10 protein-coding genes are annotated in these 15,540 nt (G+C 70.8%); 4 read left to right on the top strand and 6 right to left on the bottom strand.

All coding sequences use genetic code 11. The features are described 5' to 3' along the window. Positions 1 to 121: 121 nt before the first annotated feature. From ACFY3V_RS30525 to ACFY3V_RS30500, 6 genes are all read right to left on the bottom strand, one after another. Positions 122 to 5,605: a carboxyl transferase domain-containing protein gene (locus tag ACFY3V_RS30525; RefSeq protein ID WP_389778280.1), complete on the bottom strand. Its 5,484-nt coding sequence runs from the start codon at positions 5,603 to 5,605 to the stop codon at positions 122 to 124. A gap of 205 nt (positions 5,606 to 5,810) precedes the next feature. Continuing rightward, positions 5,811 to 6,026 carry a hypothetical protein gene (locus ACFY3V_RS30520; RefSeq protein ID WP_389778278.1) on the bottom strand — a complete coding sequence of 72 codons (216 nt, stop codon included), beginning with the start codon at positions 6,024 to 6,026 and terminating at the stop codon, positions 5,811 to 5,813. Positions 6,027 to 6,065: 39 nt separating this feature from the next. Continuing rightward, entirely contained in the window at positions 6,066 to 8,030 is a 1,965-nt protein-coding gene (locus ACFY3V_RS30515) for a DUF6807 family protein (RefSeq protein WP_389778276.1), read from the bottom strand. Beyond that, a complete protein-coding gene (locus ACFY3V_RS30510; RefSeq protein ID WP_389778274.1) occupies positions 8,027 to 9,070 on the bottom strand; it encodes a mandelate racemase/muconate lactonizing enzyme family protein in 1,044 nt (347 codons plus the stop codon). Before ACFY3V_RS30510 ends, ACFY3V_RS30515 begins: the two co-directional genes overlap by 4 nt. Next, positions 9,067 to 9,933: a 5-dehydro-4-deoxyglucarate dehydratase gene (locus ACFY3V_RS30505; RefSeq protein WP_389778272.1), complete on the bottom strand. Its 867-nt coding sequence runs from the start codon at positions 9,931 to 9,933 to the stop codon at positions 9,067 to 9,069. The genes ACFY3V_RS30510 and ACFY3V_RS30505 overlap by 4 nt, the downstream gene beginning before the upstream one ends. A gap of 23 nt (positions 9,934 to 9,956) precedes the next feature. Continuing rightward, positions 9,957 to 10,844: an NAD(P)-dependent oxidoreductase gene (locus tag ACFY3V_RS30500; protein ID WP_362900981.1), complete on the bottom strand. Its 888-nt coding sequence runs from the start codon at positions 10,842 to 10,844 to the stop codon at positions 9,957 to 9,959. Between the two features lie 146 nt (positions 10,845 to 10,990). Here ACFY3V_RS30500 and ACFY3V_RS30495 point away from each other — a divergent pair, with 146 nt between their 5' ends. From ACFY3V_RS30495 to ACFY3V_RS30480, 4 genes are all read left to right on the top strand, one after another. Beyond that, positions 10,991 to 11,953 carry a LacI family DNA-binding transcriptional regulator gene (locus ACFY3V_RS30495; protein WP_362900983.1) on the top strand — a complete coding sequence of 321 codons (963 nt, stop codon included), beginning with the start codon at positions 10,991 to 10,993 and terminating at the stop codon, positions 11,951 to 11,953. Positions 11,954 to 12,410: 457 nt separating this feature from the next. Beyond that, positions 12,411 to 13,391 carry a sugar ABC transporter permease gene (locus ACFY3V_RS30490; RefSeq protein WP_362900985.1) on the top strand — a complete coding sequence of 327 codons (981 nt, stop codon included), beginning with the start codon at positions 12,411 to 12,413 and terminating at the stop codon, positions 13,389 to 13,391. Further along, positions 13,375 to 14,235 (top strand): carbohydrate ABC transporter permease, encoded by an 861-nt coding sequence (locus tag ACFY3V_RS30485; RefSeq protein ID WP_350946173.1) that lies wholly within the window; start codon positions 13,375 to 13,377, stop codon positions 14,233 to 14,235. The genes ACFY3V_RS30490 and ACFY3V_RS30485 overlap by 17 nt, the downstream gene beginning before the upstream one ends. Before the next feature lie 34 nt (positions 14,236 to 14,269). Continuing rightward, positions 14,270 to 15,532, top strand: coding sequence for an extracellular solute-binding protein (locus ACFY3V_RS30480; protein WP_362900988.1), 1,263 nt, complete (start codon positions 14,270 to 14,272; stop codon positions 15,530 to 15,532). Positions 15,533 to 15,540 lie beyond the last annotated feature (8 nt).

Here is a 15,540-nt window from a genome sequence, read left to right as displayed (position 1 = left end):
TCCGCCCGACAACGATCATCGCAGCACAGAAGCACACCCGTCATCTCGGGTCGCCGCCCGCGACGCGAACGCCCCGGACACCCGCCGGAAAAGGCGCGGGCGTCCGGGGCTTCGGAGCGGGTCAGACCTGCCGGGCGATGCCCTTCTCGACCGCCTCGATGATCCGGGGCCGCAGCTCGGAGCAGCTGATGATCGCGTCCACCGAGCCGACGTCGACCGCCCGCTGGATGCTGTGCACGCGGTCGAACTCGGTGGCCACCTCGGTCAGCTTCTCGGCCCGCACCGACGAGCGCAGCTCGGCCAGCTCGGCGGCGAGCGCGGCCCGGGTGGCGGCCGGCGCCTCCGCGACGCGGGCGGCGAGCGCGAGCACCCTGGGGTCGTTGCCGGTCCGCTTGTCGACGTCTCGCGCGAAGACCACCGCGGCGGCCGGGGCGCCGCCGAGCACCGAGGCGAACGAGCCCTCGACGGCGAGCACGGTCAGGTTCGGGTTGAGCGCCTTGGAGAACACCACGAAGGCGCCGCCGTGATAGCGCGAGATCACGCAGAACACGATCGGGCCCTTGAAGTTCACCACCGCGCGGCCGATCTCCGCGCCGTACTCCAGCTGCAGCTTGCGCATCGACTCGGGGGAGCCGTCGAACCCCGACAGGTTGGCCAGCACGACCAGCGGACGGTTCCCGCTCGCGGCGTTGATGGCCCGGGCGGTCTTCTTGGACGACCGGGGGAACAGGGTGCCCGCGGTGTAGGTGTCCGGGCCGTCGGTGGGCGGGAATCCGCGGCGCGGCACGGACCGCGACTCGATGCCCAGCAGGCACACCGGCCGGCCACCGAGGTGGACGTCCCAGACCGCGGCGGTGTCGGCGTCGGCCATGCCCGCCCACCGCTCCAGCACGGGGTGGTCCTGGTCGGACAGCGCGCGCATGACCGTGCGGATGTCGAACGGCTTCTTGCGGTCCGGGTTGAACTCGGCGGAGAAGATCTGACCCACCGTCGTGAAGTCGCTGTCCGGTACGGCGTGCGGGAACGTCGACACGTCGCGGTCCACCGGGTCGCCGGTGATCGCCTTGCGCGGCCCGCTCTCCCCCGGCGCGACGTAGCTGTGGTCGTAGTGCGACATCAGGATCTCCCGCGCGCCGCGGATGTCCGGCGCCCAGTACTGTGCCTGGCCGTTCGGGCCCATGATCCGGTCGTAGCCGCCGATGCCGTGGTTGTCCTCGGCCGACACGCCGCCGGAGAAGTCGAGCGACTGCTTGCCGGTCAGCACCATCGCGGAGTCCGGCGTCATCACCAGGATGCCCTTGGTGTGCATGAGCATCGTGGCCTCGGCGTTCCAGTACGGCTGGGCGCCGACGTTGATGCCCGCGACCACGATGTTGATCTCACCGCCGTCCTGGGTGAAGGTCACGATCCGCTTCAGCGCGGCCGCCACCCAGTCCATGTTCTCGGTGCCGGACGACATCGAGATCCGGGCGCCCGCGGAGAGCGCGAACCACTCCAGCGGCACCCGCATCCGCTCGGCGAGGTCGAGCGCGGCGATCACCCGTGCGCACTCGGGCTCCGACAGCGCGCCGAGTGCCTTCGTCGGGTCGCCCAGCAGCACGACGCGGGTCATGCCCTCCGGGTGGCGCGGCGTGGGCGTGCTGACGACACCCGCGACGAGCGCGGCGCCGTTGCGGCCCTTGGGCCGGTTCACCGGCACCAGCCTCGCGTACTCGTCCAGGTCGTACTCGGTGAAGGAGCCGAACGGCCCGGCGAGCATGTCGGTCAGCTCGTACGGGTGGTGCGTGCCGCGGCTGTGCGCGCGCAGCACCTCCTGGCGGTAGTCGTCCAACGGCTCGACGGGCTCGGTCGGCGGCGGCACGATGGACAGCCGCACGCCGGAGCCCACGTCGTAGCCGATCCGGACGGCGATGTCGACGAGCTCGCCGGTGACGCCGTCGCGGCGCCTGCCCAGGAACAACACCTCCTCCAGGCCCGCGCCCGCCGTCGTCGGCAGCACGCGCTTCGCCACGGTGTTCAGGTCGTCCGGCGAGAGGTCGTTCGGCGGCCACACGTAGATGACGATCCGGTTCGTGGCGGAGGTCTTCGCGCCGGGCTTCTTGGCCCGGCGGATCGCGTCGAGGCAGGTGGCGAGCACGTTCTCGGCCGCGGGCAGCGCGACGAGCCCTCCCTCGTCGTCGCGCAGCGGGGTCAGGTCGCGGACCTGCCCCAGGGCGACAAGGCGCTCGTCGGACGGGTTCTGCCGTGCCGAGGCCCGGAAGAGGTAGACCTCCTCGTCGGGCGCGGGCAGCCGGGTGAGGTCGAAGTCGCGCAACCGCTCCAGCTGCATGCGCTCGGCGATGCGCGGGTGCAGGCCGCGCAGCAGCCGCTCCTCCACGAAGCCGTCCGCGGACGGCCGGAAGGTGAAGTGGTGGTGCATCACGGCGCCGCTGTCGCCCGTGACGGTCGCGGCGATGCGGCCGATCCGGTGCGACGGCTGCTGCGCGGCCATGACCTCGCGCAGGCGCGCGGCCATCTCCTCGGGGTCGTCGGGAGCGTCCGGCCAGGTCAGGTAGATGTCGGCCACCAGCTCGCCGGTGCCGGCGAACTCGTCGACCGCCTTGACGGCCTCGGCCAGTGCCAGGAAGTCGACCGCGGTGGCCACGACGCGGCCCGCACCGCTCGTGGTGCGGTGGTCGGCGACGACGAACGTGCAGCCCGCCACCTTGCTCGTCCGGATGCCGCTGAGGGCGCGGTTGCCGTAGTAGCGGCGGATCAGCACCTCGAGCAGCGGCACGGGGTCCACGTCCTCGCGGCCGATCCGCTGGCCGACCAGCCGGACGAGCGGCTCGGAGCTGGCGACCATGGCGGAGATCCGCTCGGCGCGGTCGGGCGAGTCCGGGTGCTGGTCGAGGTGGCGCAGGTGCTTGCGTACGGCCGTGTAGACCTTGGCGCGGGTGCGGCGCAGCAGCGGCTGGACGAACCAGGCGAACACCACGCCGCGCGCCAGGTCCGCGACGGCCGGGAACCTGATCTGGGTGGCGGCGATCAGGTGCTCCAGCACCACGCCGACGGCGACGCGGCCGGCCTGGGCGGGCGGGGCCTCCTTGGCCCACTGGCGCAGCAGGGTCGTCACCACGGCGACGTCGGCGGAGGCGCGCCGCTGGGCGAGGAAGATCCGGAAGACCGCGTCCTCCAGCTGCGGCGTGCGCTCCAGGCCTTCGACGCCGTAGCGGGACAGCACGTGCGTGAGCCGCTGCTGGAAGCTCTCCGACAGCCCGGACCGGTCGGGGTCGAGGTACTGCAGGTAGGTGTGGAAGTACTCGCGGGGGCTGTGCACCGAGGAGTCGGGCTTGGACTCCTCGCCGGCGGGCCGGTTGCGGCTCAGCTCGCTCAGGTCGGCGAACAGGTGCAGCAGCTCGACCTCACCGGCCGGCTCGTGATCGCCCTTCGCGACGAGTTCGGCGCGCGCGGCGAGGTAGCCGGTGAGCAGGCGCTTCTCGTCCTGCGGGTCGATGTCGAACCCCAACAGGAGGCCGCGCAGGTCCTGCAGGCCGCGCGCGGCCCGCTCCGCCGCGGGCACGTCCACCGGCTCCGGCGGCAGATCCAGCTCGATCTCCCGCGCTTCGGCGACGGGACCTGCCGTGCCGTCGCCCAGCGGCTCCAGGCGGAGCAGGCGGGCGCCCGCCTCCACCTGGCTGCCGACCGAGACCGCGAGCTCCCGCAGGCGTCCGCGGAACGGCGCGCGCAGCACGGTCTCCATCTTCATGCTCTCCACCACGAGCAGCGGCGCGCCGGCCTCGACCTCGTCGCCCGGCTGCAGTGGCGTGGCCACCACGAGCGCCGGCACGGGCGAGCGCACGATGCCGCCCTCGTCGCGGCTGATCCGGTGCGTGACGCCGTCGACCTCGACCAGGTGGATCGGACCGTGAGTGCTCGTGACGACCTTGAAGCGGACGCCGTTCACGGTGATCTGGCCGCTGTGCTCGTCGAAGCGCTCGATGTCGACGTCGGCCGTGTGCCGCAGGCCGCCCGCCGAGATGCCGACGCGGAACCGGTGGCCGCCGGTGCGCGCGACCTGGACGCGGTAGCCGACGTCGCGGAGCTTGAGTTCCAGCGCGCGGCCGCTCTCGTGCTGCGACTGCGGGCGGCCGCCGTGCGCGGCGGCCAGGAATCGCTGCCGCGTCACGGTCTCCTCGTCCTCGTACGCCTCGACGGCGGCAGCGATCAGCGCGATCGCGGAGTGCCGGTGTGACACGAGGGCGCCCTGGGCGCGCACGCGGTCGATCCAGCCGGTGTCGGCCGAGCCGTCGATCACCTCGGGCTCGTCGAGCAGCATGCGGACGAAGCCCTTGTTCGTCACGCCGCCCTCGATGATGACGGTCGTCTGCGTCATCGCGCGACGCAGGCGGGCCAGTGCCTCGGTGCGGTCACGGCCGTGTGCGATGATCTTGGCGATCATCGAGTCGAAGTCGGCGGGGATCGTGTCGCCCTCGCCGAACCCGGTGTCCACCCGGACGCCGGGACCGCTGGGCAGCGCGAGCCGCGCGATCCTGCCGGGTGAGGGCGCGAAGTCGCGGTCGGGGTCCTCGGCGTTGAGACGCGCCTCGACGGCGTGTCCCCACTCCTCGGGGGCCTCGCCCTCCAGGCTGCCGCCCGCCGCGACGTGCAGCTGGGCCTTCACCAGGTCGACGCCGGTGGTGATCTCGGTGATCGGGTGCTCGACCTGCAGACGCGTGTTGACCTCGAGGAACGCGAACAGCCGCTCGCCGGGGTGGTAGAGGAACTCGACGGTGCCCGCGCCCTTGTAGTCCACCGCGAGCACGAGCCGCTCGGCCGCCGCCTTCAGCTCGGCGACCTGTGTGGCGTCGAGGACCGGGGAGGCGGACTCCTCGATGATCTTCTGGTTGCGCCGCTGCACGGAGCAGTCGCGCACGCCCAGCGCCCACGCGGTGCCCTGACCGTCCGCGATGACCTGTACCTCCACGTGCCGGGCGCCCGTCACCAGGCGTTCCAGGAACACGACGCCGCTGCCGAACGCGCGCGCCGCCTCCTGGCGCGTCAGCTCGTAGGCCAGGGTCAGCTCGTCGGGACCGGAGATCATCCGGATACCGCGGCCGCCACCGCCCGCGGTCGCCTTCAGCATCAACGGGTAGCCGATCCGCTCCGCCGCCGCCTTCGCCTCCTCCAGCGTCTCCACCGGGCCGCGGCTCCACGGCGCGACGGGCACACCGACCTCTTCGGCGATCAGCTTCGAGCCGATCTTGTCGCCCAGTTTGCGCATCGCCTCGGCGCCCGGGCCGACGAACGTCACGCCGATCTCGGCGCACAGCTCGGCGAACGCCGGGTCCTCGGCCACGAAGCCCCAGCCGACCCAGGCCGCGTCCGCGCCGGTCTCGACCAGGGCCTTTCTGAGGACGGCGTGGTCCAGGTAGGGCCGGTTCGCGGCGGGCCCCAGGTCGTAGGCGATGTCCGCCTCGCGGACGAACGTGGCCGTCCGGTCGGAGTCGGTGTACAGGGCGACGGTCTCGATCCGTGTTCCCGTCTCCGCGGCTAGGTCCTGAACGGCATAGATGAGCCGCATGGCGGCTTCACCGCGGTTGACGATGGCGACACGACTGAACACTGAGCGAACCTTTCGAAGCGGTGAACACGGCGGCCGTCCCCGCCCCGATCGTGGTACATACTCCCGGTCGCCCCCCGCTACCGGAAATGGCGGGGACTGAGCGTCTTTCGCGACCGGAGTTGTGAGGCTCGCACAAACGTACCCGCCGGGATGGCGTGGCATGCGACCGACATGATCCCTGACTCGGACTTCCCGGGTACGCGGCTCAACGGCCGTGCTCTTCGCGGGAGCGGCTCAACGGCAGGTCGGCGGCGCGGGCGAGGACCTGTGCCCGGGTGTGGCCGGCGGCGAGAAAGTGCTCGCCGATCGCCACGCGGAAGGCGGGCACGCTGCGGGCCTCGCCCCCTCCGGGGGCGGAACGGAAGGTGCCGATCGGTGCTCGCGGCCTCGCGCGTGACTCACCGTCGCGCGCGAGGCCCACCGTCGCGGTCGTCGTCGAGGCCGCCCGCGGCGAGGTCCGTCACGAGGTGAGGAGCTCCGCGGCGAGGGCCGAGGCTCGTCGCGTGGTGAGCCGCCCGTCGGCGACCACGACGGTGATCGCGCGTTCCAACCGGTCCGGCACGCTCAGCGGCGCGTCCCAGGCCAAGGCCGGTCCGACGCCCGGGTACTCGGCGACGCGCACGAACCACGGGTCGAGCCCGAGGGTCTGCACGAACAGCAGGCTCCAGTCGTCACAGGTGAGCGCGAGCCAGGGCGAGAGGCCACCGTGCACGGCCCGCTCGCCGGAGGTGCCTTCGGTGAAGACCTCCAGCCCGGTGGAGTCCTTGGGCGCCCGCCAGAAGAACCCCCCGTAGCCGGCGCCGGTCCTGCCCTTGCAGGCCGAGCTCTGGATCGACAACGGCGCGCCGGTCCGGTTGTCCAGCGTGAAGGCGACGTCCAGCGCCCAGGCGCCGGGCAGGACGCGGGTGGTGAGGGTCCGCTCCTCGGAGGCCAGGACGGTGCCGTCCGGTCCGACCCAGTCGAGGCTCTCGGCGAAGCCTCCGGGCACGGGACGCAGGGAGCGCCGCCGCTGGCGCCCGTGGTTGGGCAGGATCCGCGGGCCGGTGCCCGGTACGTAGGTGGAGCCGCCCCAGAAGTTGACCCCGTTGACATCGGAGATCGCCACACTCGCCCCGAAATGATGCACGTGGTCGGCGGGCCGGCTCTCGGTCACGACCGTTCCGCCAAGGGTGCGGACCGGATGCAGGTGGGGGCGCGGCGCGTCCGTCGGCTGCAGGTCGCCCCGCTGGAGGTAGGTCGCGACCTGCCGCGAACCGGCCCTCAGCACCGTCTCAGGCCAGACCGTCTCGGACCGGACCGTCTCGGACCGGACCGTCTCGGACCGGACCGTCTTCGGTCCGGTCACCGCCTGGGAGCCGGGGCCGCCGGGGAAGCCGAGTTCCGAGAGGGTTTTCAGCTCGGCCGCCGCGCGCGCGACCAGACCCTCGATGCCCGGCAGCACCAGCCGGGACGGCTCCGTGCGGAAGCCGTCGACGGGCAGCGGATCGGGAGCGCGCCGGATCTCGTCGAGCAGCCGGGTGAAGCCCCCGGTCCGCTCCAGCGGCACCAGCAGCTCCGCCCCCTCCCTGATGTGCGCCAGGAGGTTGCCGAGCAGATCGACCCGGTCGAAGCCGGTGCGGACACCGTCCACCTCGATCTCGTCGAGGGTGTAGAAGAGCAGGGCGGAGCGCGTCTCGCCGTGCAGGTGCAGGTAGGGCTCGGTCCTGCGGTCGCCGCACAGGCTCACGGTGATCGCGATGACGGTGCCGTCGGCGAGGCGGAGCCGCGCGCTGGAGGTGTCGTCGCAGGAGATCGCGTTGGCCCGGTACAGCTCCAGCTCGACGCCCTCGACCGAGGAGGCCGTGTCGGCCCCCGCGACGGCCAGCGCGGTGGCCGTCGCGTGCGCGAACGGATTGGTGAGCGCGCCGTCCATCACGTCCACACCGTCCAGCCTGCGGTGTCCCGCCCAGGGGGCGCGCGAGTAGTAGGTGAACGGGCGTGTCCAGGATCCGGCGACACCGACGCCCCGGAGCGGTTCGCCCAGCACCCCGGCCGCGGCGGGGACGGCGGCCGAGCCGAGCGACTGGAAGCCCACCTGGCAGGCGAGCCCCGTCTCCGCCACGGCGGCGGAGATCCGCTCGAACTCCTCCACCGACGGCGCGGGCGGTTTTTCCAGCAGCACGTGCGCGCCGGCCCGCAGGGCCGCGACGGCGAGCGGAGCGTGGGTGTGGATCGGCGTCGCGATCACCGCGACCTCCGCTCCGGTCTCGGCGATCAGCGACGGCAGGTCCGCCGAGAACGGTACGTCGAGGCCGGGCGAGGGCGGCAGGGTGTCGCATACCCCGGCGAGCTCGGCCCGGCCCGCCGCGGCGAGCCGCCGGACGTTCGCCAGGTGGTTCCTGCCGTAGCCGTGCACTCCGGCGACCACCACTCGTACCGGCTTCACGACGCCCACCTCGTCGGCGCCCCGGTCGCCCGCAGCTCCGGCCCGCTGATCTCCACCGGGAAGGGCGGGGCGAGCAGCCCGAGGTCGGTCAGCGCGGCCTCCTCCACCCTCTCCACCATCGCGGGGTGGTGCAGCGCGAGGGCGAGCTGGCCCGACAGCTCGGTGAGCAGGTGCGGGTAGACGGGGACGCCGAAGGCGCGGGCGAGCTCGGCGATCCGCAGGAACGGTGTGATGCCGCCGACCCGCACCAGGTTCGGCTGGACGACGTCGCAGGCGCCCCCGGTCAGCAGGTCGCGGAACCCGTGGACGGTGGCGACGTTCTCGCCGACCGCGATCGGGACGGTGACGCCGCGCCGCAGTTCCACGTGGGCGGACAGGTCGTCGGCGGGCAGCGGCTCCTCGATCCAGAACAGGTCGTAGCGCTCCAGGGCCCGCAGCGCGACGCGGGCCCGGTGCAGATCCCAGCGCTGGTTGGCGTCGACCATCAGCAGCCGGTCGGGGCCGATCACCTCACGGACCGCCGCCACCCGCTCGACGTCCTCGGCCGGCGAGGGGCGCCCGACCTTGATCTTGACCGCGGTGTATCCGGCTGCGACCCATCGCCGGGCCTGCGCCCGGAGTTCCTCCAGCGAGTAGTGGAGGTTGACCCCGCTGCCGTAGACGGGGACGCTCTCGCGCCGCGCGCCGAGGATCTCGACCAGCGCCCGCTCCCCACAGCGCAGGTCCCAGAGCGCGAGATCCACCCCGGCCAGGGCGATCGGGACGATCCCGGCCCGGCCCGCCTCGCCGAGGTGAGCCGACAGCCGGTCCCACACCAGCTCCGGATGCGCCGGCAGGCCGATCACCGCCTCGCGGATGTCGTGCTCCAGCAGTGCCCTGATCGCCTGGGCCCCGATCTGCGGTGTCCACGCCATCCCGGTGCCGCGCCGCCCGTCGTCCAGCGTGATCGTGACGAGCAGCACGTGGTTGTGGGAGACGTCCGGGCCCCAGGGCCGGCTCAGGGGTACCGACCGTGGCGTGACCGTCAAGTCCTTGATCATGACGCTACCAGGGCGAGCCCCGACTTGATCAGCGCCTCCAGTTCGGCCTCGTGCTCGGGCGCGACGGGCACCAGCGGCGGCCGGACCTCGCCCGCGTCCAGCCCGCGCAGCCGCACCCCGGCCTTGACCAGCGACACCGCGTAGCCCGGAACCCTGGAACGCAGCCGCACCAGCGGCGCGTAGAACTCGGTGATCAGCCGCTCGTCGCCGTTCAGGTAGGCGTTGGCGATCTCGGGGGCGAAGCAGAACACCGCGCTGGAGTACAGGCCGACACCGAGCGCCCGGTAGGCGGGCTGGGTGAGCTCCGCGGTCGGCAACCCGTTGAAGAACAGGAAGTCCGGGTGGGTCTCCCGGACGGCCAGCACGATCCGCTGCATCCGGTCGATGTCGCCGAGGCCGTCCTTCAGCCCGATGACACCGGGGATCGCGGCCAGCTCGACCGCCGCCTCCGGTTCGAGCGCGATCGGCCCGCGCTGGTAGATGATCACCGGGAGTTCGGCGGCGATCGCCCGTACGTAGGCGGGGAAGCCGGGCCCCTGGACGAGGTAGGGCGGCATGAGCAGCAGCCCGTCGGCGCCCGCCTCCCTGGCGGCCCGCGCCTGGGCGAGTGCCGCGCCGATCGGCCCGCCCGCTCCGGCGAACACCGGGACGGCCCCGGCCGCCGCCTCCACCGTCACCCGGACGACCTCGGCGTGCTCGGCCTGCGACAGCGCGGTGAACTCGCCTGTCCCGCAGGCGGCGAACACGCCGCCCGGCCGGTGCTCAAGGCCTCGCCGGACGTGGTCGGCCAGCACGCCGGGCGCGAGGTCGCCGTCCGGGCCGAAGGGGGTGACGGGGAAGAAGAGGACACCGTCGAGATTCATGATCAGGGTCTCTTTCTGGAGAGTCAGGAGAGTTCGGTGCGCCAGCCGCGCTTGGCGGTCCAGCCGAGCAGCCGCTCGGCCTTGGCGGAGGAGAAGGCGGGGGCGGTGCCGGTCAGATGGGCGGCGAACGTCTTCGTCTCCGGCATGACGGCCGGCAGCAGCTCGGCCAGCGGCTCGCGCGCCAGGGCGTCGCCGGCGCCCGCGAAGAAGACCTCGCCGTTCGTCTCCAGCAGGGGGAGCCTGGTGAGCAGTGTGTCGACGAAGTCGCCGGCGTCGCGGGCGTCGAGGTAGTTGAACAGCGAGGCTCCGCCTATCTCGGGCCGGTTCAGCCGCTCGGTGATCGTGTGCCCGGACTGGGTGGGCGCGCCCTCCCACTCCTCGGGCGCGACGACGAAACAGGGGCGGAACGCGGCCATCCGGGTGGTCTCGGTGGTGCGGGCGAAGGTCCGTACGGTCTGCTCGGCCACGACCTTCGACAGGTTGTAGGCGTTCCAGGGCTCCGTCGGGTGGTCCTCGTCGAGCGGCAGGTAGGCGGGGGTCCATCCGCCCGGCGCGCCGTATCCGATCACCGTGGGGCTGCTGGCCACCACGAGCTTCTCCACCCCGAGGGCGACCGAGGCCGTGCAGACGTTGAAGGCGAGCTGGGTGTTGACGCGGAACGTGGTGGGCTCGGAACGGCTGAACGGCACCGCGATGGCCGCCAGGTGGACCACCGCCTGCGGCCGGAACCGTGCGATCACCGAGTGGGTCTCCCCCAGGTCGGTGAGATCCGCGGGAAGGGCCGAGGCGGCCTCTCGCGGGGTGCCCGGCGCGCTGTCCACGCCGATCACCTCATGTCCGGCCGCCGCGAGCGAGGTGACCACGCTGCGGCCGAGCCGGCCCGCGCTACCGGTGACGAGCACTCTGCTCACCGTGTGGACTCCTTCTGAAGACTGCAATCAGTTGCAGTAAACAATCGCGTCAGGCGAGACAATACGTCAAGTGAGCGGGGTCAATCGCCCGCAACCGGTCTCAGGATGGTTAGCTGATCTGCAAACGATTGCGTTAGGGTGTGCGCATGTCAGTGACCATTCGGGACGTCGCCCACGCCTCAGGTGTTCACGTGTCGACGGTCTCCCGAACCTTCTCGGCACCTCATCTGGTGAACGCCGAGACCCGGACCCGGGTGCTCGCGGCGGCCGAGAAGCTCGACTATCGGCCCAACCGGGCGGCCCGCTCCCTCAAGACGGGCCGCACCAACAACATCGGGCTGATCGTGGCCGATCTGGCCAATCCGTTCTTCCCTCCGCTGATCAAGGCCGCGCAGGCCGCCGCCCGCCGCCAGGACTACCACCTGTTCGTGGCCGACACCGGCGAGGACCCCACCGAGGAGGAGAACCTCGTCCTGGCCTTCTCCAAGCAGGTCGACGGCATCGTGCTGTGCAGCCCGCGCCTGTCGAACAAGGCTCTGGAGAAGCTCTCGGAACGTGTCTCGTTCGTGCTGGTCAACCGGCGTATCCGCGGGCTGACCACGGTCGTGATGGACGTCGCCCACGGCGCCCGCGTCGCGATGGAGCACCTCGTGCGACTCGGCCACCGGCGCGTCGCCCTGGTGACGGGCCCGGCCGGATCGTGGACCAGCGGGGAGATCCGCAAGGCCGTCGCGGAGATCCCCGGTCTCGACACGGTCGTCATCGGCCCCAACTCCCCCACCGAGGAGGGCGGCATCGCCGCCGCGGCCAAGGTGGCCGAGGCCGGGGTGACCGGCGTGCTCGCCTACAACGACCTCGTCGCCATCGGCCTCATCGGAGGACTGGAGGTCCTCGGCGTCGACGTGCCGGGCGACGTCAGCGTGATCGGCTTCGACGACAGCATCACCGGGCGGCTGCACCGCCCCAAACTCACCACGGTCGCGATGCCCGCGAGCGACGCCGGCCGGATGGCGGTCGACCTCCTCATCCAGTCGATGAGCGCCACGACCGTCCTGGAGACTCACCTGGTGGTCCGCGAGTCCACCGCACCTCCCAGACAGACCCCGTGAACTTCCCGAAGGCAGCCGGGCGGGCAGCGCGCCCGCCCCACCGGCCGATCGGCTGAGACGGGCGCCGCCCTCGGCGACCACACCTCCGAAGGAAGGCGCGTCCGCCCGCAGGGGTGACTCCCCGGCCGATGAGACCCGGGCCACCGCAGGCACCCGGCCCGGCGCCCCTGCCGGAAACGGGTGCGCCGGGGGCCGCCCGCACGGCGTTGACCAGGCGTTTTCCGCTCGCCACAACGGGGGCACGCGTATGCCCACAACTGCAATCGGTTGTACAAACTCGTCTCCGTGCGAGATTTTTCCATTCGGAACCCGACAGGGAATACCTCGTCTGACCTGCGGTAATACTAAAAGCTAACGTTACGATTCGTGATCCAGCTCACTGCAAAGGGTTGACGTATTAGTTCGTGACGCTATAGGAAAAGCGCATCCCATTCACCAACTCCCCGAAGGGCCAGTGATGACGCTGAGTCCCGCACCGGCGGGGACGGCCGAGATACCGGTCGCACCCCGGGAAAAGGCGGGTGCCCCCCGCCCAGGGCGTCTCAAGAGCTCCCGCGGCCGATCGCAGGCGCTGGCCGCCTATCTGTTCCTGGCCCCTTGGTTCATCGGCCTGTTCGCGATCACGCTCGGTCCGATGATCGCCTCGCTCTACCTGTCGTTCACCGACTACAGCCTGCTGAGCGAAGCCCACTGGGTGGGCCTGGACAACTACGAGAAGATGTTCGTCCAGGACGACCGATTCATGGCCTCGCTGCAGGTGACGACCACCTATGTGGTGGTCTCCGTCCCGCTGCAGCTCGCCTTCGCCCTGGCACTCGCGCTCGTGCTGGACAGGGGCCTGCGCGGCCTGCCGTTCTACCGCTCGATCTTCTACCTGCCGTCGCTGCTCGGGGGCAGCGTGGCGATCTCGATTCTCTGGCGGAAGATCTTCGGGACCGACGGCATCGTCAACTCGTTCCTCGGCCTGTTCGGCTACGAGGGCCACGGCTGGGTGACCAGCCCCGACACCGCGCTGTGGACGCTGATCATCCTGCACGTCTGGACGTTCGGCGCCCCGATGGTCATCTTCCTGGCCGGGCTTCGCCAGATCCCGCAGAGCCTGTACGAGGCGGCCGCGGTCGACGGCGCCGGCAGGTGGCGGAAGTTCCGCTCGATCACCCTGCCGCTGCTCACCCCGATCATCTTCTTCAACCTGGTGCTGGAGGTGATCAAGTCGTTCCAGTCCTTCACCCAGTCGTTCATCGTGAGCGGCGGCAACGGCGGACCGGTCGACTCGACCCTGTTCTACACGCTCTACCTCTACATCAAGGGCTTCAAGAACTACGAAATGGGTTACGCGGCCGGCATGGCCTGGGTGCTGCTGCTCATCATCGCCGCGCTGACCGCCGTCAACTTCCTCATGTCTCGATTCTGGGTTTTCTATGGCGACGACAAGTAAGCGCGTACCGGCCCTCTTCCGGCCCGCCCCGCGCCTGGTCAGGCACCTGCTGCTCATCGCCGCCGGGCTGCTCATGCTCTATCCGCTGCTCTGGATGGTCTCCAGCTCGTTCAAGCCCGAGGAGCTGATCTTCCGGGAGCCGGGGCTGATGCCGACCGCGGTGACGGCCGAGAACTACACCGAGGGCTGGGGCGCACTCAAGCACTCCTTCGGCTACTACCTGTGGAACTCGGCGGTCCTCACCGCCCTGGCGGTGATCGGCAACCTGGCCGCCTGCTCGCTCGCGGCCTACGCCTTCGCCCGGCTGGAGTTCCCGCTGAAGAAGATGTGGTTCGCGATCATGCTCGGCTCGATCATGCTGCCGCACCACGTCACGGTCGTCCCGCAGTACATCGTGTTCGCCAAGATCGACTGGATCAACACGATCTGGCCGATCGTCGCGCCGAAGTTCCTCGCGACCGACGCGTTCTTCATCTTCCTGATGGTGCAGTTCATCCGCACCCTTCCCCGGGAGCTGGACGAGGCGGCGGCGATCGACGGCGCGGGCCAGTGGCGCACGTTCACCCGGGTGATCATGCCGTTGTGCGTCCCGGCGCTCGCGACCACCGCGATCTTCACCTTCATCTGGACGTGGAACGACTTCTTCACCCAGAACCTCTACCTGACCAACTCCGACAACCTCACCGTTCCCGTCGCGCTCCGGCAGTTCATGGACTCCAGCGGCGAGTCCTCCTGGGGGCCGCTGTTCGCGATGTCGATCATCTCGCTCGGCCCGATCTTCGGATTCTTCCTGGCGGGCCAGAAGTATCTCATCCGCGGTATGGCGACCACCGGTCTCAAATAACCCTCCCCATCCCCCACCCCCCGGAGGTATCCCGATGAAGCGCATCCTGGCGGCCACCGCCATCACCCTGCTCGCCGTGTCGGCAACCGCCTGCGGCAGCGACGACAGCGGTGATTCCGGCGGGAAGACGAAGGTCGTCTTCTCGTACTGGGGCAGCGACGCCCGGCAGAAGCTGACCGAGTCGGCCATCGCCGCTTTCGAGAAGAAGAACCCGACGATCGACATCGAAGGCGACTTCTCCGACTGGGACAGCTACTACGAGAAACTGGCCACCAAGACCGCGGCCGGCGACGCCCCCGACGTCATGTCCATCGAGATCCGCGGCCTCGCCGAGTACGCGGGCCGCGCCACCCTCGCCGACCTCACCGGCAAGCTGAACACCGCCGACCTCGACCAGGAGGTGCTCAAGGCCGGTCAGATCGACGGCAAGCAGTACGCCGTCCCCACCGGCGTCAACACCTTCCCGATCATCGTCAACAGGGCGACGGTGGAGAAGGCGGGCGAGAAGGTCCCCGACGACACGACCTGGACCTGGGACGACTACATCTCGATCTCCCAGAAGGTGACCGAGAAGGGCGACGGCAAGATCTGGGGCACCGAGTGGAACGTGAACCCCGCCTTCCTGCAGCTGTTCGCCGCCCAGCGCGGGGAGCAGTTCTACAAGGACGGCAAGATCGGCATGTCGGAGCAGACCATCAAGGACTGGTGGGCCCTGCTGCAGAAGATCGTCTCCACCAAGGCCGGTCCCGGCGCCGCCCAGATGCTGGAGACCGGCACCAAGGTCGACCAGGCACTGCTCGCCACGAACGCGAGCGCGTTCGGCAGCTGGTGGAGCAACCAGCTCACCGCGCTGAACAAGGGCTCCGGCCAGGAACTCGACCTGCTGCGGATGCCCAAGGCCGAGGGCGCGACCACCGCCGGCATGTTCCTGCAGCCGGCGATGTACTACACGATCTCGTCGAAGACCGAGCAGGCCGAGGCCGCGCAGAAGTTCGTCGAATTCCTCGTCAACGACCCCGAGGCCGGCGCCATCCTGCTCAGTGACCGCGGCCTGCCGACCAACGCCAAGGTCGTCGACGCCGTCAAGGACAAGCTCACCCCGACCGACCAGAAGGTGCTCGCCTTCATCGACTCGATCAGGAGTGAGCTGAGCCCGATCGTGATCCCGCCGAAGGGCGCGATGGAGATGGAGGACATCCTCAAGCGCGCCAGCGACTCGGTGCTGTTCGGCAAGGCCTCCGCGGACGACGCGGTGAAGTCCTTCCTCAACGAGGCCAACGCCGCCATCTCCCAGTGACCGGCCTC

It is taken from the genome of Streptosporangium sp. NPDC000095 (assembly GCF_042899335.1).
Taxonomy (GTDB): domain Bacteria; phylum Actinomycetota; class Actinomycetes; order Streptosporangiales; family Streptosporangiaceae; genus Streptosporangium.
The sequence above is the reverse complement of the archived record's forward strand: the minus strand, read 5'-3'. Positions and strand labels throughout refer to the sequence as shown.